Here is a 16098-nt window from a genome sequence, read left to right on the forward strand (position 1 = left end):
CATCGTCCGCACGGGTGACCGGCCTCACCCGGCGACGGGCGGTGCGGGCTGCGGGGAGCGGGTGAGCCGGTAGCGCACGAACGAGGGCACGGCGATCGCGGCCACGACGGTGCCGACCACCACCAGCACCCCGCCGCCGGCCGCGGCGGCGCCCGCCCCGACGGAGGCGGCCGCGGCGCCGTGGGTGACGTCGGCGATGCGCGGCCCACCGGCCACCACCACGATGAACACCCCTTGGAGCCGCCCGCGCACGGCGTCGGCGGCGGCGGTCATCAGCATCGAGTTGCGGAACGCCGACGAGGCCATGTCGGCGGCCCCGCCGAGCACCAGCATCAGCAGCGCCACCACCAGCATCGGGGTGCGCCAGCCGTCGACGGCGGCCAGCAGCACCGCCGTGCCGAAGCCGATGATCGCGGCCCCCCACACGAGGATGCACACGATGACGGCGAGGCCCTGCCGCTCCACGCGGGAGACCCACCCGCTGAACACGCCGCCCACCACCGCCCCCGCAGGGATCGCGGCGAAGAGCAGCGCGAACACCAGGCCGCCCTCGTCGGGGCCGCCGAAGTCGACGTGAGCGATCTCGGGGAACAGCGCCCGGGGCATGCCGAACACCATCGCGACCAGGTCGACGACGAACGACATCAGCAGCACCGGCTGGCTGCGCAGGTAGTGCAGTCCCTCGACCACCGAGCGCAGGCCCGGGGTGCCGGCCACGGCGTCGACCACGGCGAGGCGGGGCAGCCGCACGACGGCCCCGAGCGTCGCGAACAGCGTGATCGTGTCGACGAGGTAGAGCCACTCGAACCCCACGACCGGGATGAGCACCCCCGCCACCAGCGGCCCGGCGATGGCGCCGGCCTGCATCACGGTCATGTTCAGCGAGTTGGCCGCCGGCAGCAGCTCGGGGCCGACCAGCTTGGGCAGCACGGCACTGCGGGTGGGCTGGTTGACCGCGAAGAACGCCTGCTGCACCGCGAACAGCCCCAGCAGCAGCCACACGCTGCCGACGTCGGCAGCGGCCTGCGCCCAGAACAGGGCGCTGGTCGCGATCAGCCCGACGGTCGTGACGACGAGGATGGTGCGGCGGTCGAACACGTCGGCCAGCGCCCCGCCGTACAACCCGAAGACGACCAGCGGCACCAGCCCGAACAGGCCGGTGAGGCCGACGTACGCCGACGAGCCGGTGTCGGCGTAGATCTGCGCCGGCACCGCGACCACCGTGAGCTGCGCCCCCACGACCGTGACGATGTTGGCCAGCCACAGCCGCCGGAAGTGCGGATTCTTCAGCGGCCGCGTGTCGGCGACGAGGTCCCGGATGCCCACGTGGCGGCAACCTACGCCCCGCCCCTCGACGGTCCGCCCGCGGCCGGGGGTGGGCTGCGGTCGGGGCCGCGGTCGAGACTGGGGTCGGGACGTCATCCGAGTGGTGGGTGCGGCTCCACCATCCGTGTGACGCCCGAGCTCGGGCCACGGCGCCGGTAGCGTGCGGTCATGGACGCCACCGAGCCCGCCGCCCGCGAGCACCCCGCGCCGCCGCACGAGGCGGAGCAGGCGGGAGTCGACGTCGCCGACCTCACCGCCCGCCTCGACCGGCGCGGCGTCGTCGGCGTGACGGTCGGGTGGGTCGACAACAACGGCATCGTGCGCTCGCGCACCGTGCCGACCGCCGAGCTGCCCGCCGTGGCGCGCCGCGGGGTGGGCGTGACGGCGGCCTTCGCGGTGTTCGACTCCCACGACGGCATCACCTTCGCCCACGAGGGCCTGGCGACGCCGTCGGGCGACGTGCGGCTGGTGCCGGTGCTCGACGGGCCCGGCAGCGTGGTGCCGCTGACCGGTCAGCCCGGGCTGGCGTGGGCGGCCGGGCGGCTGCTCGACGCCGACGGCGACCCGTGGGCCTACTGCCCGCGCCGGGTGCTGGAGCGGCAGGTCGACGCCGCGGCCGAGGCCGGCTTCCAGGTGCGCGCGGGCTTCGAGGTGGAGATGGTGGTGGCGCGCGAGGGCGAGCACTTCGCACCCGCCCACCGCGGGCCGGCGTACGGCCCCAACGCGCTGCGCGACGTCGACGAGTTCACCCGGCGGCTGCTGCGCGACCTCGCCGCCGAGGGCATCGGGGTCGGCCAGCTGCACGCGGAGTACGGCGAGGCGCAGGTGGAGCTGGCGCTGTCGGCGCTCGACCCCCTGGCGATGGCCGACACCCAGGTGCGGGTGCGCCAGACCGTGCACAACGCGGCGCGCGCGGAGGGCCTGCGGGTCAGCCTGGCGCCGGTGACCACCGCCGACGGCGCCGGCAACGGGTGGCACCTGCACACCTCGCTGGTGCGCGACGGGCACAACGCGCTCACCGGCGACGGCGCGCACGGGCTCTCCGATGTCGGCCGCGGCTACCTCGGCGGCCTGCTGCGCGAGCTGCCCGGCGTCGTCGCGGTCACCGCGCCCAGCAGCGGCTCGCTGCGCCGCCGTCGTCCGGGCTACTGGGCCGGCGCCTACGGCTTCTGGGGCGTGGAGAACCGGGAGGCTGCACTGCGTCTGGCGCCGACCTCGCGCCTGCTCGGCCCCGAGCACACCAACGTCGAGCTCAAGGCGTGCGACGCCTCCGCCAACCCCTACCTCGCGCTGGCCGTGGTGATCGCTGCAGGCCTGGCCGGCGTGGCCGACGGCGCCGTCCTGCCCGAGCCGGTGCAGGAGGACGTCGGCACCTGGGACGACGCGCGCCGCGACGGCGCCGGCATCCGGGCGCTGGCCACCACCCACGCCGAGCAGCGCGCCCACCTGCTCGGCAGCGCGCTGGTGCGCGACGTGCTCGGCGCCGACCTGCTCGGCGCGTTCGTGGCGTGCCGCGACGCCGACGCCGCGTGGGCCGAGGACCACACGCCCGAGGAGGTCGTGGAGTCGCACCGATGGCTCTACTGACGTTCCCGGGGGCCGAGGCGGTGCTGGCCGCGCACGGCCCCGCGCTGCCCCAGCCCGACCAGCTGTGCGGCCCGTTCTCCGCCGCGGTGGCGCTGCACGCCGTGCTCGCCGACCCGCCCGGCGCCGTCGCCCTCGCCGCGGTGTCCGGGACCGCGGTCTGGCCCCACGACGTCGCCGCCTGGCGCCCGGCCGGCGCGCCGCTCGACCGCACCGGCTGGCCCGACCTCCCCCGCGCCGGCTCGCCGGAGACCTGCGGCACCGACGCGGCCGGCCTGCTCGACGGCCTCGAGGCGCTGGTCGGCGACCGCGTGGCGGTGGTGCCGGTGCCGGGGCGCGGGACGAGCGCCGCGGCGGTGCGCCACCTGCTGGGTGGGCTCGGCGCGGCCCCCTGGCCGGTCGGGGTGGTGGCCAACCTGCGCACCGGTCCGGTCGCCCCGCCCGGCGCCACCTGGGACGTCGGGCACTTCGTCGTCGTGTGGGGCCACGACCCCGACACCGACGAGGTGGCCCTCGCCGACACCTACGCCGAGCTGGGCGCGCCCGGACTGCCGCCCGGGTGCCGCATGGCCCCGCTGACCGCCCTGGCCGAGGCGCTCGCGGCGCCGCCCGGGCGGGGGCTCGTGCTGCTGGCGGACGTCGGCCACCGCGCCGAGCTCGAGGCGCGGGTGCGCGCCGCCGGGCTCGACCTCGGCCGCTGGGCCACCTGAGCCGGCCACCCGAGCCCGAGGGGTGGGGAACCCGCCCCGCGGCCGACCTACGCTCACCGCGTGCGTCCTCTGAACCCGCTCAAGCGCGACAAGCCCGGACCCGGCCAGGAGTCGGTGTGGGACTACCCCCGCCCCCCGGCCCTCGACGAGAGCCGCGAGTCGATCGAGGTGGTGCTCGGCGGCGTCGTCGTCGCCCGCACCACCCGCAGCTGGCGGGTCATGGAGACCAGCCACCCGCCCACCTACTACCTGCCCCGCGAGGCGTTCCTCGACGGCGTCCTGCGCCCGGCCGAGGGGGGCAGCTTCTGCGAGTGGAAGGGCCTGGCGACGTACTTCGACCTCGTCGCCGGGGAGGCTGGCGGACCTGGCGACGTCGTGGCGGCCCGCGCGGCCTGGACCTACCTCACCCCCACCCCCGGCTTCGAGGCCATCACCGGCGCGATCGCGGTGATGCCCGCCGCCGTCGACCGGATCACGGTCGACGACGAGGTCGTCGTGCCGCAGGAGGGCGGCTTCTACGGCGGCTGGATCACCTCCCGCGTCGTCGGTCCGTTCAAGGGCGCCCCCGGCACCTGGGGCTGGTGACCCGGCGCGGGGGCCGCGGCTCCCGTCGGTCGAGCAGCGGAGGGCCGGAGGCTCGGCGTCGTCGAGACCACCCGCCCCCGGGCCAGGACCCGGCGTGCGTCGCGTCCGGTGCGCGGCCTGCGGTGGTCTCGACGACGCTCGTCGCTGGCGCTCCTCCCTGCTCGACCTGCGGAGTCGGCGTGGCCTGCGGGGGTCTCGACGACGCTCGTCGCTCGCGCTCCTCCCTGCTCGACCTGCGGAGTCGGCGCGGCCTGCGGGGGTCTCGACGACGCTCGTCACTGACGCTCCTCCCTGCTCGACCTGCGGAGTCGGCGTGGCCTGGGGAGGTCTCGACGACGCTCGTCGCTGGCGCTCCTCCCTGCTCGACCGACGGAGGCGCCTGACGCCCTTGCGGGCCCTCGACGCTCGGCGTACGCTCACGATATATCGCGAAGCAGTCGCCGACATTCGGCCGGTGGCGGCGCGACCACCGTCGAGAGGAGTCCCGCCATGAGGCACGGACCTGACAGGCACGACCACCCCTGGGCCGGACGCGCGGAGGCGCACTGGGCCCAGCAGTGGGCCCAGCACGGCGGCCGACCCGGCGGGCCCTGGGGCCCGTGGGGCTCCTGGGCCGGTGGCCCCGGTGCGCCGGGTGGCCCTCGCGGACGCGGCGGACGGCCCGGCCCGCCGCCGTGGCTCGCCGGGCTGTTCGGCATGGGCGCACCCGAGCCCGGCCGCGGCCCGAAGGTGCGGCGCGGCGACGTGCGCGCCGCGATCCTGGACGTCGTCCGCAGTGCCGGCGAGGCCGGCGAGCCGGTCAACGGCTACCAGGTGATCCAGCAGATCGCCGAGCGCTCCGGCGGGGCCTGGCGCCCGAGCCCCGGCTCGGTCTACCCCACCATCGCCCAGCTGCAGGACGAGGGCCTGGTGGAGGCCGACGACGAGCCCCGCGGCCGCCGTACCCTCGCCCTGACCACCGAGGGCGAGGCGTACGTCGCCACCCACGTCGCCGAGCTCGCCGCCGTGTGGGCCCCCTTCGAGGTCCCGCACGCCGAGCCCGCGGGCGAGCGGGTCGACCTGCGTCCCGAGATCGGCCAGGTCATGAGCGCGGTGTGGCAGATCGTCACCACCGGCACCGACAGCCAGCGCCGGGCGGCGGTGGAGATCCTGGTCGACGCGAGGCGCCGGCTCTACGGCGTGCTCGCCGACGGTGACGCCCCGCTCGACGGCCCCGACGCCGAGGACGGCTTCGACGAGGGCACCGAGGGCGAGCTGCCCGACGGACCGCACGGGACCGGCGCGTGATGACCGGGCTGCGCATCGGCGACGCCGAGCGGGAGCAGGCGGTCGCGGCGCTCGGGGAGCACCACGCCCAGGGCCGCCTCGACGTCGAGGAGCACGGCGAGCGGCTCGACCGGGCGTGGGCGGCACGCACCGCCGAGGACCTGGTGCCGCTGTTCACCGACCTGCCGGCCCCCTGGCCCGAGGCCGTGGCCCGGGCTGCGGCAGCGGCGTCCGGCGCCACGCGCGCCGCCGCCTGGGCCGGTGCACAGCAGGCACCGTGGCCCGGCCAGTGGTCGACCGCCCCGGCGCGCCCGGCCCGCGGAGCGCGGGGGCTGGTGGCGCGGCTGCCCGCGCCGGTGCTCGCGGTGGCGGCCGTCCTGCTCGTGGTGGGCGTGGTCGCCCACCTGCCGCTGCTGCTGCTCGGTCTCGGCGCCTGGCTGTTCGTGCACTCCCGCGCGTCGCGTCGCTCCGGGTGCGCGCAGCGGACGGGTCGCGCCCACCCCGGCTGGTGAGGGCCGGGCGCTGACCGCGGGCCCGGGTCAGATCCAGCCCATGCGCCGCGCGATGGCGCACGCGTCGTGGCGGTTGGCAGCGCCCAGCTTGCCGACGGCGTTGGAGAGGTAGTTGCGCACCGTGCCGGGCGAGAGCGAGGCCCGCTCGGCGATCTCCTCCACGGGGGCGCCGTCGGCGGCGAGCTCGAGGACGTCGGCCTCCCGCGGCGTGAGCGGGCTGTCGCCGGCCGCGATCGCCTCGGCGGCCAGCTCGGGGTCGACGTGCCGTCCGCCGGCGTGCACGGCGCGCACCACCTGGGCCAGGGTGGCCGCCGACGTGGTCTTGGGCAGGAAGCCGCGCACCCCGGCGGCCAGCGCCCGCTTGAGGTGGCCCGGGCGGCCGTGGCTGGTCACGATCACCGTGGCGCAGCCCGGCCGGCTGCGGCCGAGCTCCTGCGCGACTCCGATGCCGTCGAGGCCGGGCATCTGCAGGTCGAGCACCGCCACGTCGACGTCCTCGGCCAGCGCCGCCGCCACCGCGGCGGGACCGGTGTCGGCCTGCGCGACCACCACCAGGTCGTCCTCGAGGGCGAGCAGCTGGGCCAGCGCGGCGCGGATGAGGTGCTCGTCGTCGGCGAGCAGCACCCGGATCACGCCTCCACCCCCGTCGGCACCGTGGCCGCGGCGTGCCCCGCGTCGGGCGCCGGGGTCTGCGGCAGCCGCACGCGCACGACGTACGCCGGACCGGTCGGCGCGTCCTCGACGCCGGCCAGCAGTCGCGCGCCGAGGGGGGCCAGTCGTTCGGCGAGGCCGGCCAGCCCGCTGCCGGGCGCGCTGCCGGCCTCCGACGCGGCGGGCCGGGGGCGGTCGTTGCGCACCACGAGCTCCTCGGCGGTGCCGGTGACCTCCACCGTGGTGGCCGCGGAGTGCCGCAGCACGTTGGTGACCGCCTCGCGCACCACCCAGCCGGCCGCCTCGTGCCACGCGGACGGCAGCGCGGCGACGTCGAGGCGCACCGCGATGCCCGCCGCGCCGAGGAGCGACCGGGCGCCGTCGAGCTCCTGGTCGAGGTCGGTCGCGCGGTAGCCGCGCGCCAGTGCCCGGGCCTCGCGCAGCGCGTCGTGGGCGACCTCCCGGACCTCCAGCATGCGCTCGGCGGCGCCGGTGTCGCCGCGCTCGGCGAGCCGGGCGGCCAGCTCGGCCTGCAGCGCGATGGTGGACAGCCGGCGTCCGAGCACGTCGTGGACGTCGCGGGAGAAGCGCAACCGCTCCTCGGCCACCGCCAGCTCGGCCTGGGCGCGCCGGGCACGGTCGAGCTCGCGCACGACGCCGAGCAGCCACAGCGAGACCCGGGCGGTGAACACGAGGAACGCCGCGGTGGCCGCCCCGCCCAGGGCCAGCCACGGCAGCCCGGTGGTCAGCCCGAAGGCCAGCGCGGCGCCGACGACCAGCGCGGCCGCCACCCGGTTGTCGCGCAGCCCTCCCAGGCTCCAGGTGGCGGAGCTGACCGCGATCATGGTGCCGAGGCCTCGCAGCCCGTCGGGCAGGAACCGGTCGACGACGAGCGATGCGGTCACGGCCGCGAGGAACAGCGTCAGCAGGCCCCGCGGCAGCGGACCGGTGGCGGGGTGCAGGCCGCTGACCACGTGCAGCACCGCCGTGGCCAGCGCGGTGGTGCCGGCCACGGCGAGCACCAGGGCGGCCACGAGGACCGGCGGCTGGGCGCCCGCGTCCTCCGCGCCGAGGAGGACCAGGGCGTTGAACGTCCACAGCAGCAGGTAGAGCGACTGGCGGGTGTAGAGGTCGACGCGCTCGATCTCGCTGCGCTCCGACCACGGCGTCCACCTCATGCCGGGCCTCCTGGTCGATCGGGTGCGGGCTCCTCGCCACGCCGGGAGCGAGCGTAACCAGGCCCGCTCCTGGGGCCCCGTCACGCCGTGGGTCGTCAGCGCCGACCGACGCCGGTCAGCGCAGGGGCTCCCAGCGCAGCCAGCGGCGGGCCATCGCCACACCGATGGCCGTCCAGGCGACGAGCACCAGCAGCGGCTGGCCGGCGGCGGCCCAGCTCTCGCCGAGGCCGAGGCTGGGCGTGGTGCCCGAGCCGTCGAGACCGAACCACCCGACACGCACCAGCTCGGTCAGCGCCGAGCCGGGCGTCAGGTCGGTGAAGCGCTGGACCGAGTCGGAGAACGACACCGCCACCTGGCCGACCACGAGCAGCAGGATCACCGGCAGGCTCGTCATCTGCGCGGCCTCGGCGTTGCGGGTCCAGGCCGCCGTCCAGAACGCCAGCGCGACGGCCATCACCGACCCCACGAGGACGGCGACGACGTGCAGCAGCGGGTTGACCGGGGCCGGCACGCCCATCGCCAGCGCCACCACCGCGGTGAGGACCGAGACCACCACGCCCACCGCCACCCCGGGCAGGGCGAGGGCGACCAGGAGCTCGAGGTCGCGGGTCTCGCCGGTGCGCAGCCGCTTGAGCACCAGCTCGTCGCGGCGGGTGACGAACTGCGAGAGCAGCGTGTAGTAGACGGGGAACAGCAGCGTCATCATCAGGCACGAGACGAGGCTGGCGGCGCCCGCGCCGACGTCCCCGCGATCGGCGGCCAGCAGCAGCGCCAGCGGTGCCACCGGCAGCACCAGGCCGTAGAGCAGGGTCAGCCGGTTGCGCGCCATCAGGGTGGCGTTGGCGCGGGCCAGGCCGACGACGCGGCGCAGGGCGACGCGGCTGCCGTCGGCGCCGCCCGCGGAGTCCGGGCTCGTGGGGCCGGTGGGGTCGTGCGGGGTCGCGGTGGGGGTGCTCATCGGCTCGCTCCAGCGGTGTCGGGGGTGGCGGTGTCGGGGGTCTCGGGGGCGGGGTGGGTGTCGGGGGTGCGCCCGTCGGCGACGGCGAGGAAGACCGTCTCCAGGCTGGCCGTGCGTGCGTCGAGGCGCTCGAGGCGCACGCCGTGCTCGTCGGCCCAGCGCAGCAGCGCGCCGAGGGTGGCCTGCAGGTCGGGGGTGTGCACGGCGGTGGTGTGGCCGTCGTCCTCGGTCCGGGCGGCGGCGAGCGCCGGCAGCGGGCGGCCGGGGGAGGCGAACCGGATCGTCGACGGGTGGCCAACGGCGATCTCCGCCGGCGTGCCGGCGCGCTGCACCCGGCCCGCGTGCATGATCGCGAGGTGGTCGGCCAGCGCCTCGGCCTCCTCGAGGTAGTGGGTGGTCAGCAGCACCGCCGCGCCCTGGTCACGCAGGTCGCGCACGATGCGCCACACGTCGCGCCGGCTCTCGGGGTCGAGCCCGGTGGTGGGCTCGTCGAGCAGCACCACGTCGGGGCGGCCCATCAGGGTGCAGGCGAGGTCGAGCCGCCGCTGCTCGCCGCCGGAGAGCGAGCCCACCCGCACGTCCGCACGGTCGGTGAGCGAGAGCCGCCGCAGCGACTCCTCCACCCCGCGCGGGGCCGTGAGCGTGGCGGCCCACATCCGCAGCGTCTCGCGCACGGTGAGGTCGCCGGAGAACCCGCTGGTCTGCAGCAGCACGCCGGTGCGCCGCCGCACCGTCGCCCGGTCGGCCACCGGGTCGAGGCCCAGCACCCGCACGCTGCCGGAGCTGGGCGAGGCGAGGCCCTCCACGAGCTCGAGGGTGGAGGTCTTGCCGGCGCCGTTGGTGCCGAGCAGCGCGGTCACCGAGCCGGCGGCGACCTGCAGGTTGACACCGCGCACGGCCTCGAAGGCCGTCGCACCGCTGCCGTAGCTGCGCCGCAGGTCGGTGAGCTCGATGGCCGGCGCGGTGTCGTCGGTGGGTGGTCGGTGGGGGGAGGGGCTGCGGTCGTCGTCCATGGGCACCAGCCTGCTGCGCCGACGCCGTCGGCGGCAGTGCCTGGGCTCACCGGTCGCGGTGGGGGCTGCACGCCTCGGCGGTGACAGATGTCATCGGTGCCGCAGGAGCGCTCGGGGCCGTCGGGGGCCGTCGGGGGCCGTCGGGGTTGGCCCGGGCGGTGGCGGGGCAGGGTGGGGGTGTGGGCGACGAGGTGCGGATCGGTGACGCGGAGCGGGAGCAGGCCTCGGCCTACCTCGCCGCGATGTACGCCGACGGGCTGCTCACCACCGACGAGCACGCCGACCGCGTGGGCCGCATCTGGGCCGCGACCACCCGCGGCGACCTGGTGCCGCTCTTCGCCGACCTTCCCGGACCCCACCAGCAGCCCGGGTGGTCGTCGGGCCGCGGGCCGGCCCCGACGTACGCCTACGGCCACCCGCCCGTCGCACCCCTGCCGGTGCGGCCGCGCGGGTCGTCGCCGGCCGGCCCCGCCCGCAGGGGCCTGCCCGGCACGACGACGGTGAGCCTGGCGCTCGGGGCGTCCGCGGTGCTGGTCGTGGGGTGGTGGACGACCACGTGGTGGCTGCTGCTCGGCGCGCTGGTGGCGCTGGTCGTCGTGCTGGGCCACGACCGCCGCGACCGGCGTCCGCGCTGACACCTGCACGCTTCCGGCTCCGCAGGAGCCGTTGCGTGGGCGCGTGGGGCCTGCCAGACTATTACCGACCGCTCGGTCTGTAATCGCACCGGCACCCGCTCCCGGAGGCACGATGACCACCACGCACCCCGCCACCGAGACCACCGGCGCCGCCACCGAGGCCGGGACCGACGCCGCCACCGACGCCGACCGGCTCGCGGAGTTCGAGGCGATCGTCGCCCGGCACGACCGGGTGGAGCCCCGCGACTGGATGCCGCAGGGCTACCGCGCGACGCTGGTGCGGCAGGTGGCGCAGCACGCCCACTCCGAGATCATCGGCATGCAGCCCGAGGGCGGCTGGCTCACCCGCGCCCCGAGCCTGCGGCGCAAGGCGATCCTGCTGGCCAAGGTGCAGGACGAGGCCGGCCACGGGCTCTACCTCTACTCCGCCTGCGAGACCCTCGGCGTCTCGCGCCAGGACCTCACCGAGAAGCTGATCGACGGGCGGCAGAAGTACTCCTCGATCTTCGCCTACCCCACGCTGTCCTACGCCGACGTCGGCACGATCGGCTGGCTGGTCGACGGCGCGGCGATCTGCAACCAGGTGCCGCTGTGCCGCACCTCCTACGGGCCCTACGGCCGCGCGATGATCCGGGTCTGCAAGGAGGAGTCGTTCCACCAGCGCCAGGGCTTCGAGCTGCTGGCCACGATGATGCGCGGCACCGACGAGCAGCGGGCCATGGTGCAGGAGTCGGTGGACCGCTTCTGGTGGCCGGCGCTGATGATGTTCGGCCCGCCCGACGCCGACTCGCCGAACACCGCGCAGTCGATGGCCTGGGGCATCAAGCGCGACACCAACGACGAGCTGCGCCAGAAGTTCGTCGACATGACCGTGCCGCAGGCCGAGGCGCTCGGGGTGACCCTGCCCGACCCCGACCTGGCGTGGAACGCCGAGCGCGGCCACCACGACTTCGGCACCCCCGACTGGGAGGAGCTGATGCGGGTGGTGCGCGGCGGCGGGCCGTGCAGCGCCGAGCGGCTGGCCCACCGGCGCCGCGCCTGGGACGACGGCGCCTGGGTGCGCGAGGCCGCGACGGCGTACGCCCGCGGCGGCCTGCCGCTGGGCTCCCCGGACGGGCCGGGTGCCACGCCGCGGACCGGGGCGCGCCTCACCGCGGGGGCGACGGCGTGAGCGCCGACCAGGACCAGCCGCGCGACCTGGCAGCCGGTGGGGGCCACGGGGCGGTGCCGCTGGCCGGCGTGCCGAGCGGGCTGGCCGACGGGCCGACCGACGGGGTGGGCGCGTCACCACGGGGCGAGTGGCCGCTCTACGAGGTGTTCGTGCGCAGCCGCCGCGGGCTCAACCACGTGCACGTCGGGTCGCTGCACGCCGCCGACGACCGGATGGCGCTGCACCACGCCCGTGACGTCTACACGCGCCGCAACGAGGGCGTCAGCATCTGGGTGGTGCGCGCCGAGCAGGTGGTGGCCTCCAGCCCCGACGAGAAGGACCCCTTCTTCGCCCCGGCCGGCGACAAGGCCTACCGCCACCCCACCTTCTACTCCGTCGCCGACGACGTCCCGCACCTGTGAGCGTGCGATGAGCCCCGACACCGGGTCCAGCACCGACCACGGGTCGGTCTACGACGGCCTCGCCGGCGGCGACGACTCCCGCTGGGCGTTCGGCACCGACGTCGAGGACCCCCTCGCCGGCGTCGACACGACGGTGCCCGACGGCGTCGACCCCGCCGCGCTCGCGGCGTACTGCCTGATGCTGGGCGACGACGCGCTCGTGCTGGCCCACCGGCTGTCGCAGTGGGCAAGCAACGCCCCCGACCTCGAGGACGACATCGCGCTGGCCAACGTCGCGCTCGACCTGCTCGGCCAGGCCCGGCTGCTGCTGGCGCGCGCCGCGGCCGCCGACCCCTCGGTGGTGCCGGTGCTGCCGGCGGCGTCGCCGGTGCCCGCAGAGGACGCACTGGCGTTCTTCCGGGAGGCCGGGGAGCTGCGCAACGTGCGCCTGGTGGAGGCCGCGAACGGCGACTTCGCCGCGACGACCGCCCGGCTGCTGGTCTTCTCGGCCCACCGCCTGGCCCTGCTGCAGCGCCTGCGCGACAGCCGCGACCCCGTGCTGGCGGCGGTGGCGGCGAAGGGTGTCAAGGAGGTCGCCTACCACCGCGACTACTCCGCTCGCTGGTTCGTCACCCTGGCCCGCGGCACCGAGGAGTCGCGCCGTCGGCTGCGCGCCGGGCTCGCCGTGGTGTGGCCTCACCACGACGAGCTGTTCGGCACCCACCCGGTGGAGGCGGCCCTCGCCCGGCAGGGCGTCGGTGTCGACCCGGCCGGGCTGGCCACGGAGGTGGCCGACGTGCTCGACCAGGTGTTCACCGCCGCCTCCGTGGAGCGTCCTGCGGTGCCGCAGGCCGGGGCAGTGGCGGGCGGTACCGGCCGCCACGGGCGCCACACCGAGGCCCTCGGGCCCATGCTGGCCGAGATGCAGGTCGTGGCGCGGGCCCACCCGCTGGGCCGGTGGTGAGTCCCGTGGTGAGTCCCGTGGTGAGTCCCGTGGTGCGTCCGGTGGTGAGTCCGGTGGGTCCGACGCCGACCCCCGTGCGCCCCGTCGTCGCGGACGACGTCCGCGCCCTGGTCGCCACGGTGGTCGACCCGGAGATGCCGATGCTGACGCTGGGCGACCTCGGCGTGCTGCGCGGCGTCGAGGTGGACGACGCCGGCCGGGTGGTGGTCACGCTGACCCCCACCTACTCCGGCTGCCCGGCGCTGGCCACGATGCGCGACGACGTCGTGCACCTGCTGCACGAGCACGGGCACCGCGACGTGGAGGTGCGGGTGAGCCTGGCGCCGGCCTGGTCGAGCGACTGGATCACCGCCCGGGGACGCGACCGGCTCCGCGCCCACGGGCTGTCGGCACCGGCACCGGCCCCGCTCCCCGGGCGGGTGCTGCTCGACCTGGCGCCCACGCGCCGGGCGCTGACCTGCCCGCGCTGCGGGTCGCCCGACGCGGTGCTGGTCTCGGAGTTCGGGGCGACGGCCTGCAAGGCGCTCTACCGCTGTCCGGCCTGCCTGGAGCCCTTCGAGCACGTCAAGGAGATCTGAGTGGCCCCCGCGACGACGACCGACGCCCGCACCGGCACAGGGACCGGGACCGGGACCGGCAGGCTCGGGTTCCACCCGCTCACGGTGGCGGCGGTGGAGCGGCTCACCGACGACGCCGTGGCGGTCACCTTCGACGTGCCCGAGCACCTGCGCGCGGCGTACGCCTTCACCGCGGGGCAGGCGCTCACGCTGCGCCGGGTCGTCGACGGCCAGGAGCACCGTCGTTCCTACTCCCTGTGCGCCCCTCCGGGCGGGGCGCCGCGGGTGGGGGTGCGCGAGGTCGCCGACGGGTTGTTCTCGACGTGGCTGGTGCGCGACGTGCGCCCCGGCGACACCGTGGAGGTGGCGCCGCCGTCGGGCGGGTTCCGCGTCGTCCCGCGCCCGGGCGGGCGCCACCTCTGCGTGGCGGCCGGCTCCGGCATCACCCCGCTGCTGTCGGTGGCGGCCGCCGTGCTCGCCGACCCCGACGCCAGGCTCACCCTGCTCTACGGCAACCGCACCAGCGGGTCGGTGATGTTCGCCGAGGAGCTCGCCGACCTCAAGGACCGCCACGGCCACCGGCTCGAGCTGGTGCACGTGCTGTCGCGGGAGCCGCGCGACGGCGAGCTGTTCTCCGGGCGTCTCGACGCCGACCGGTTGCGGCGGCTGCTCGCCGCGCTGGTGCCTGTCGCCGAGCTCGACCACGTGTGGCTGTGCGGCCCGTTCGGCCTGGTCACCGACGCCCGGGCCGTGCTCGACGAGCTGGGGGTGCCCCGCGAGCGGGTGCACGTCGAGCTGTTCCACGTCGACGAGCCGCCGCCCGAGCCCCGCCGTGCCGCGCCCGCGGCCGACGGCGACACCAGCGAGGTCACCGTCGTCCTCGACGGCCGCGCCACCACCTCGGCGCTCCCGCGCGGGCGCTCCTTGCTCGACGGCGCCGTGGCCACCCGCCCCGACCTGCCGTTCGCCTGCAAGGGCGGCGTGTGCGGCACCTGCCGGGCCCAGGTCGTGGCCGGCGAGGTCGACATGCGCCGCAACTACGCCCTCGACGACGACGAGGTGGAGCGCGGCTACGTGCTCACCTGCCAGACGTACGCCGTCGGCGAGCAGGTGAGCGTCGACTTCGACGCCTGACCCGCCGCGCTGCCTACGCGATGCCTGCGGGCGACCGGCGGCCGGCGGCGGTCAGCGGGCGCGCAGGCCCTCGAAGGCCAGCGCGGTGACCGCGTCGGCCAGCTCGGCGGGGTCCACCGGACCGCCGGGGCGGTACCACTCCACCAGGGAGTTGACCGTGCCGAACAGCAGCCGGCTGATCAGGTCGGGCGCGATGTCGTCGCGCACGGCGCCCTCCGCGGCCGCCTCCCGCACCAGTCGCGCGAGCTGGTCGTCGACCGCCCGGCGCCGCTCCAGCGCGGCGAGCTCCACGGCGCTGTTGCCGCGCACGCGCAGCAGCAGCGTCACCGCCGGCAGGTGGCGCACCAGGATCTCCACCGACTGGTGCACCGCCGTGCGCAGCCGCTCGCCGGCGCTGGTGGCGGGGTCGTCGACGGCGTCGGCCACCGCCGCGGTGAGCCCGTCGAGCGCCTCGTCGAGGGCGGCCGACAGCAGGTGCTCCTTGCTCGGCACGTGGTGGTAGATCGCCGACTTCGTCAGGCCGAGCTCGCGCGCGACGTCGCCCATGCTGGTGCCGTCGTACCCCTGCCGGTTGAACAGGTCGATCGCCCGCCGCAGCACGGTCTCCTGGTCGTAGCCGGGCCGCCCGCGCCGGGCCGGGGGCGCCGCGGGGGAGGGGCCGTCAGCGGTCACCGGCCGATCGTCCCACGGCCCGGCCGGGCGTCGACCGGGCATCCGCCACGCCGGCGGCCGGGGGGTGCCAGGATGGGGACATGGCGGTGAAGGCGGGGCGCTACCGGGGCATGTCGGCCCAGGAGCGTACCGCCACCCGCCGCGCGCAGCTGCTCGAGGCGGCCCTCGAGGTGTGGGGCGCGGCGAGCGGTCCGCGGGTGACGATGACGCGGATCTGCGCCGAGGCCGGGCTCACCGAGCGCTACTTCTACGAGCACTTCGCCTCCCTCGACGACGCCCTGGTCGCGGTGCTGCGCGGCATCAGCGACGAGATCACCCGGGCGGTCGTCACCGCGATCGACGAGACCGAGGGCGGCCCCACCGAGCGGGTGCGCGCCGGGCTCGGGGCCTTCGTCGCCGTGGTCGCCGACGACCCGCGGCGCGGCCGGGTGGCGATGCTCGAGGCGCCCGCCCGCCCCGAGACCCGCCCCGAGCGCAACGCGCTGCTGCGGAGCTTCGGCGAGCTCGCGGTGCGCGAGGCCCAGGAGCTGTACGGCGACGACGCCCTCACCGGCGAGGAGGCCCGGCTCTGGGCACTGATGTTCATCGGCGGGATCACCGAGCTGGTGACTGCCTGGCTCGAGAACGCCGTGGACACCGACCCGACGCACATCGTCGACGCGGCCACCCGCGCCTTCGCGCTCACCGCCCGCCGCTGACCCCGCCCGCCCGCCAGGCCGGGGCCTGGGGGCGTGGCGCCGGCGTGGTCAACGGAGGGGCACACGTGTGCCCCTCCGTTGAGCAGCGTGGATCCCAGCGCCGC

Annotated in this window: 18 protein-coding genes; 12 read left to right on the plus strand and 6 right to left on the minus strand. The window is 76.6% G+C overall.

Translation table 11 applies throughout. The features are described 5' to 3' along the window. Window positions 1-24: 24 nt before the first annotated feature. Window positions 25-1326, minus strand: coding sequence for an MFS transporter (locus AC4OR8_RS03390; protein ID WP_492164157.1), 1302 nt, complete (start codon window positions 1324-1326; stop codon window positions 25-27). 168 nt (window positions 1327-1494) lie between these two features. On the opposite strand from AC4OR8_RS03390, the gene AC4OR8_RS03395 reads away from it, so the two are divergent. From AC4OR8_RS03395 to AC4OR8_RS03415, 5 genes are all read left to right on the plus strand, one after another. Further along, complete coding sequence (locus AC4OR8_RS03395) at window positions 1495-2913, plus strand: type I glutamate--ammonia ligase (protein ID WP_492164158.1); 1419 nt, start codon at window positions 1495-1497, stop codon at window positions 2911-2913. Continuing rightward, complete coding sequence (locus AC4OR8_RS03400) at window positions 2901-3620, plus strand: DUF6885 family protein (protein ID WP_492164159.1); 720 nt, start codon at window positions 2901-2903, stop codon at window positions 3618-3620. The genes AC4OR8_RS03395 and AC4OR8_RS03400 overlap by 13 nt, the downstream gene beginning before the upstream one ends. 60 nt (window positions 3621-3680) lie before the next feature. Next, window positions 3681-4205: a DUF427 domain-containing protein gene (locus AC4OR8_RS03405; protein WP_492164160.1), complete on the plus strand. Its 525-nt coding sequence runs from the start codon at window positions 3681-3683 to the stop codon at window positions 4203-4205. 489 nt (window positions 4206-4694) lie between these two features. Next, the gene (locus AC4OR8_RS03410; RefSeq protein ID WP_492164161.1) at window positions 4695-5492 is read left to right on the plus strand and encodes a PadR family transcriptional regulator; all 798 of its coding nucleotides are present in this window, start codon (window positions 4695-4697) and stop codon (window positions 5490-5492) included. Next, complete coding sequence (locus AC4OR8_RS03415) at window positions 5492-5983, plus strand: DUF1707 SHOCT-like domain-containing protein (protein ID WP_492164162.1); 492 nt, start codon at window positions 5492-5494, stop codon at window positions 5981-5983. The genes AC4OR8_RS03410 and AC4OR8_RS03415 overlap by 1 nt, the downstream gene beginning before the upstream one ends. 27 nt (window positions 5984-6010) lie before the next feature. On the opposite strand, the gene AC4OR8_RS03420 is transcribed toward AC4OR8_RS03415, so the two are convergent. The 4 genes from AC4OR8_RS03420 to AC4OR8_RS03435 form a co-directional block, all read right to left on the minus strand. After that, window positions 6011-6616 carry a response regulator gene (locus AC4OR8_RS03420; protein ID WP_492164163.1) on the minus strand — a complete coding sequence of 202 codons (606 nt, stop codon included), beginning with the start codon at window positions 6614-6616 and terminating at the stop codon, window positions 6011-6013. Beyond that, window positions 6613-7812: a sensor histidine kinase gene (locus AC4OR8_RS03425; protein ID WP_492164164.1), complete on the minus strand. Its 1200-nt coding sequence runs from the start codon at window positions 7810-7812 to the stop codon at window positions 6613-6615. The genes AC4OR8_RS03420 and AC4OR8_RS03425 overlap by 4 nt, the downstream gene beginning before the upstream one ends. Window positions 7813-7927: 115 nt before the next feature. Next, a complete protein-coding gene (locus AC4OR8_RS03430) occupies window positions 7928-8770 on the minus strand; it encodes an ABC transporter permease (RefSeq protein WP_492164165.1) in 843 nt (280 codons plus the stop codon). Beyond that, a complete protein-coding gene (locus AC4OR8_RS03435) occupies window positions 8767-9783 on the minus strand; it encodes an ABC transporter ATP-binding protein (RefSeq protein ID WP_492164166.1) in 1017 nt (338 codons plus the stop codon). The genes AC4OR8_RS03430 and AC4OR8_RS03435 overlap by 4 nt, the downstream gene beginning before the upstream one ends. Before the next feature lie 179 nt (window positions 9784-9962). Between AC4OR8_RS03435 and AC4OR8_RS03440 the strand changes: the two genes are divergently transcribed. From AC4OR8_RS03440 to paaE, 6 genes are all read left to right on the plus strand, one after another. After that, window positions 9963-10418 (plus strand): DUF1707 SHOCT-like domain-containing protein, encoded by a 456-nt coding sequence (locus AC4OR8_RS03440; protein ID WP_492164167.1) that lies wholly within the window; start codon window positions 9963-9965, stop codon window positions 10416-10418. Window positions 10419-10530: 112 nt separating this feature from the next. Next, entirely contained in the window at window positions 10531-11589 is a 1059-nt protein-coding gene (paaA, locus tag AC4OR8_RS03445) for a 1,2-phenylacetyl-CoA epoxidase subunit PaaA (protein WP_492164168.1), read from the plus strand. Further along, on the plus strand, window positions 11586-11990 hold the full coding sequence (gene paaB / locus AC4OR8_RS03450; RefSeq protein ID WP_492164169.1) for a 1,2-phenylacetyl-CoA epoxidase subunit PaaB: 405 nt from the start codon (window positions 11586-11588) through the stop codon (window positions 11988-11990). The genes paaA and paaB overlap by 4 nt, the downstream gene beginning before the upstream one ends. A 7-nt stretch (window positions 11991-11997) precedes the next feature. Continuing rightward, window positions 11998-12933 (plus strand): 1,2-phenylacetyl-CoA epoxidase subunit PaaC, encoded by a 936-nt coding sequence (gene paaC, locus AC4OR8_RS03455; protein ID WP_492164170.1) that lies wholly within the window; start codon window positions 11998-12000, stop codon window positions 12931-12933. A 53-nt stretch (window positions 12934-12986) separates the two neighbouring features. Continuing rightward, window positions 12987-13511, plus strand: coding sequence for a 1,2-phenylacetyl-CoA epoxidase subunit PaaD (gene paaD / locus AC4OR8_RS03460; protein WP_492164171.1), 525 nt, complete (start codon window positions 12987-12989; stop codon window positions 13509-13511). After that, complete coding sequence (paaE, locus tag AC4OR8_RS03465) at window positions 13512-14624, plus strand: 1,2-phenylacetyl-CoA epoxidase subunit PaaE (RefSeq protein WP_492164172.1); 1113 nt, start codon at window positions 13512-13514, stop codon at window positions 14622-14624. A 51-nt stretch (window positions 14625-14675) separates the two neighbouring features. On the opposite strand, the gene AC4OR8_RS03470 is transcribed toward paaE, so the two are convergent. Then, window positions 14676-15296 carry a TetR/AcrR family transcriptional regulator gene (locus tag AC4OR8_RS03470; protein WP_492164173.1) on the minus strand — a complete coding sequence of 207 codons (621 nt, stop codon included), beginning with the start codon at window positions 15294-15296 and terminating at the stop codon, window positions 14676-14678. A gap of 80 nt (window positions 15297-15376) precedes the next feature. Here AC4OR8_RS03470 and AC4OR8_RS03475 point away from each other — a divergent pair, with 80 nt between their 5' ends. Then, a complete protein-coding gene (locus tag AC4OR8_RS03475; RefSeq protein WP_492164174.1) occupies window positions 15377-15994 on the plus strand; it encodes a TetR/AcrR family transcriptional regulator in 618 nt (205 codons plus the stop codon). Window positions 15995-16098: the final 104 nt, after the last annotated feature.

It is taken from the genome of Nocardioides sp. FY1077, assembly GCF_058681775.1.

Excerpts from the sequence above, each read along its gene's own strand:
- paaC (WP_492164170.1), top strand. The coding sequence starts at position 11,998 with ATGAGCCCCGACACCGGGTCCAGCACCGACCACGGGTCGGTCTACGAC.
- paaA (WP_492164168.1), top strand. The coding sequence starts at position 10,531 with ATGACCACCACGCACCCCGCCACCGAGACCACCGGCGCCGCCACCGAG.
- AC4OR8_RS03415 (WP_492164162.1), top strand. The coding sequence starts at position 5,492 with ATGACCGGGCTGCGCATCGGCGACGCCGAGCGGGAGCAGGCGGTCGCG.
- AC4OR8_RS03395 (WP_492164158.1), top strand. The coding sequence starts at position 1,495 with ATGGACGCCACCGAGCCCGCCGCCCGCGAGCACCCCGCGCCGCCGCAC.
- AC4OR8_RS03435 (WP_492164166.1), bottom strand. The coding sequence starts at position 9,783 with ATGGACGACGACCGCAGCCCCTCCCCCCACCGACCACCCACCGACGAC.
- AC4OR8_RS03410 (WP_492164161.1), top strand. The coding sequence starts at position 4,695 with ATGAGGCACGGACCTGACAGGCACGACCACCCCTGGGCCGGACGCGCG.
- AC4OR8_RS03430 (WP_492164165.1), bottom strand. The coding sequence starts at position 8,770 with ATGAGCACCCCCACCGCGACCCCGCACGACCCCACCGGCCCCACGAGC.
- AC4OR8_RS03400 (WP_492164159.1), top strand. The coding sequence starts at position 2,901 with ATGGCTCTACTGACGTTCCCGGGGGCCGAGGCGGTGCTGGCCGCGCAC.
- AC4OR8_RS03425 (WP_492164164.1), bottom strand. The coding sequence starts at position 7,812 with ATGAGGTGGACGCCGTGGTCGGAGCGCAGCGAGATCGAGCGCGTCGAC.
- AC4OR8_RS03475 (WP_492164174.1), top strand. The coding sequence starts at position 15,377 with ATGGCGGTGAAGGCGGGGCGCTACCGGGGCATGTCGGCCCAGGAGCGT.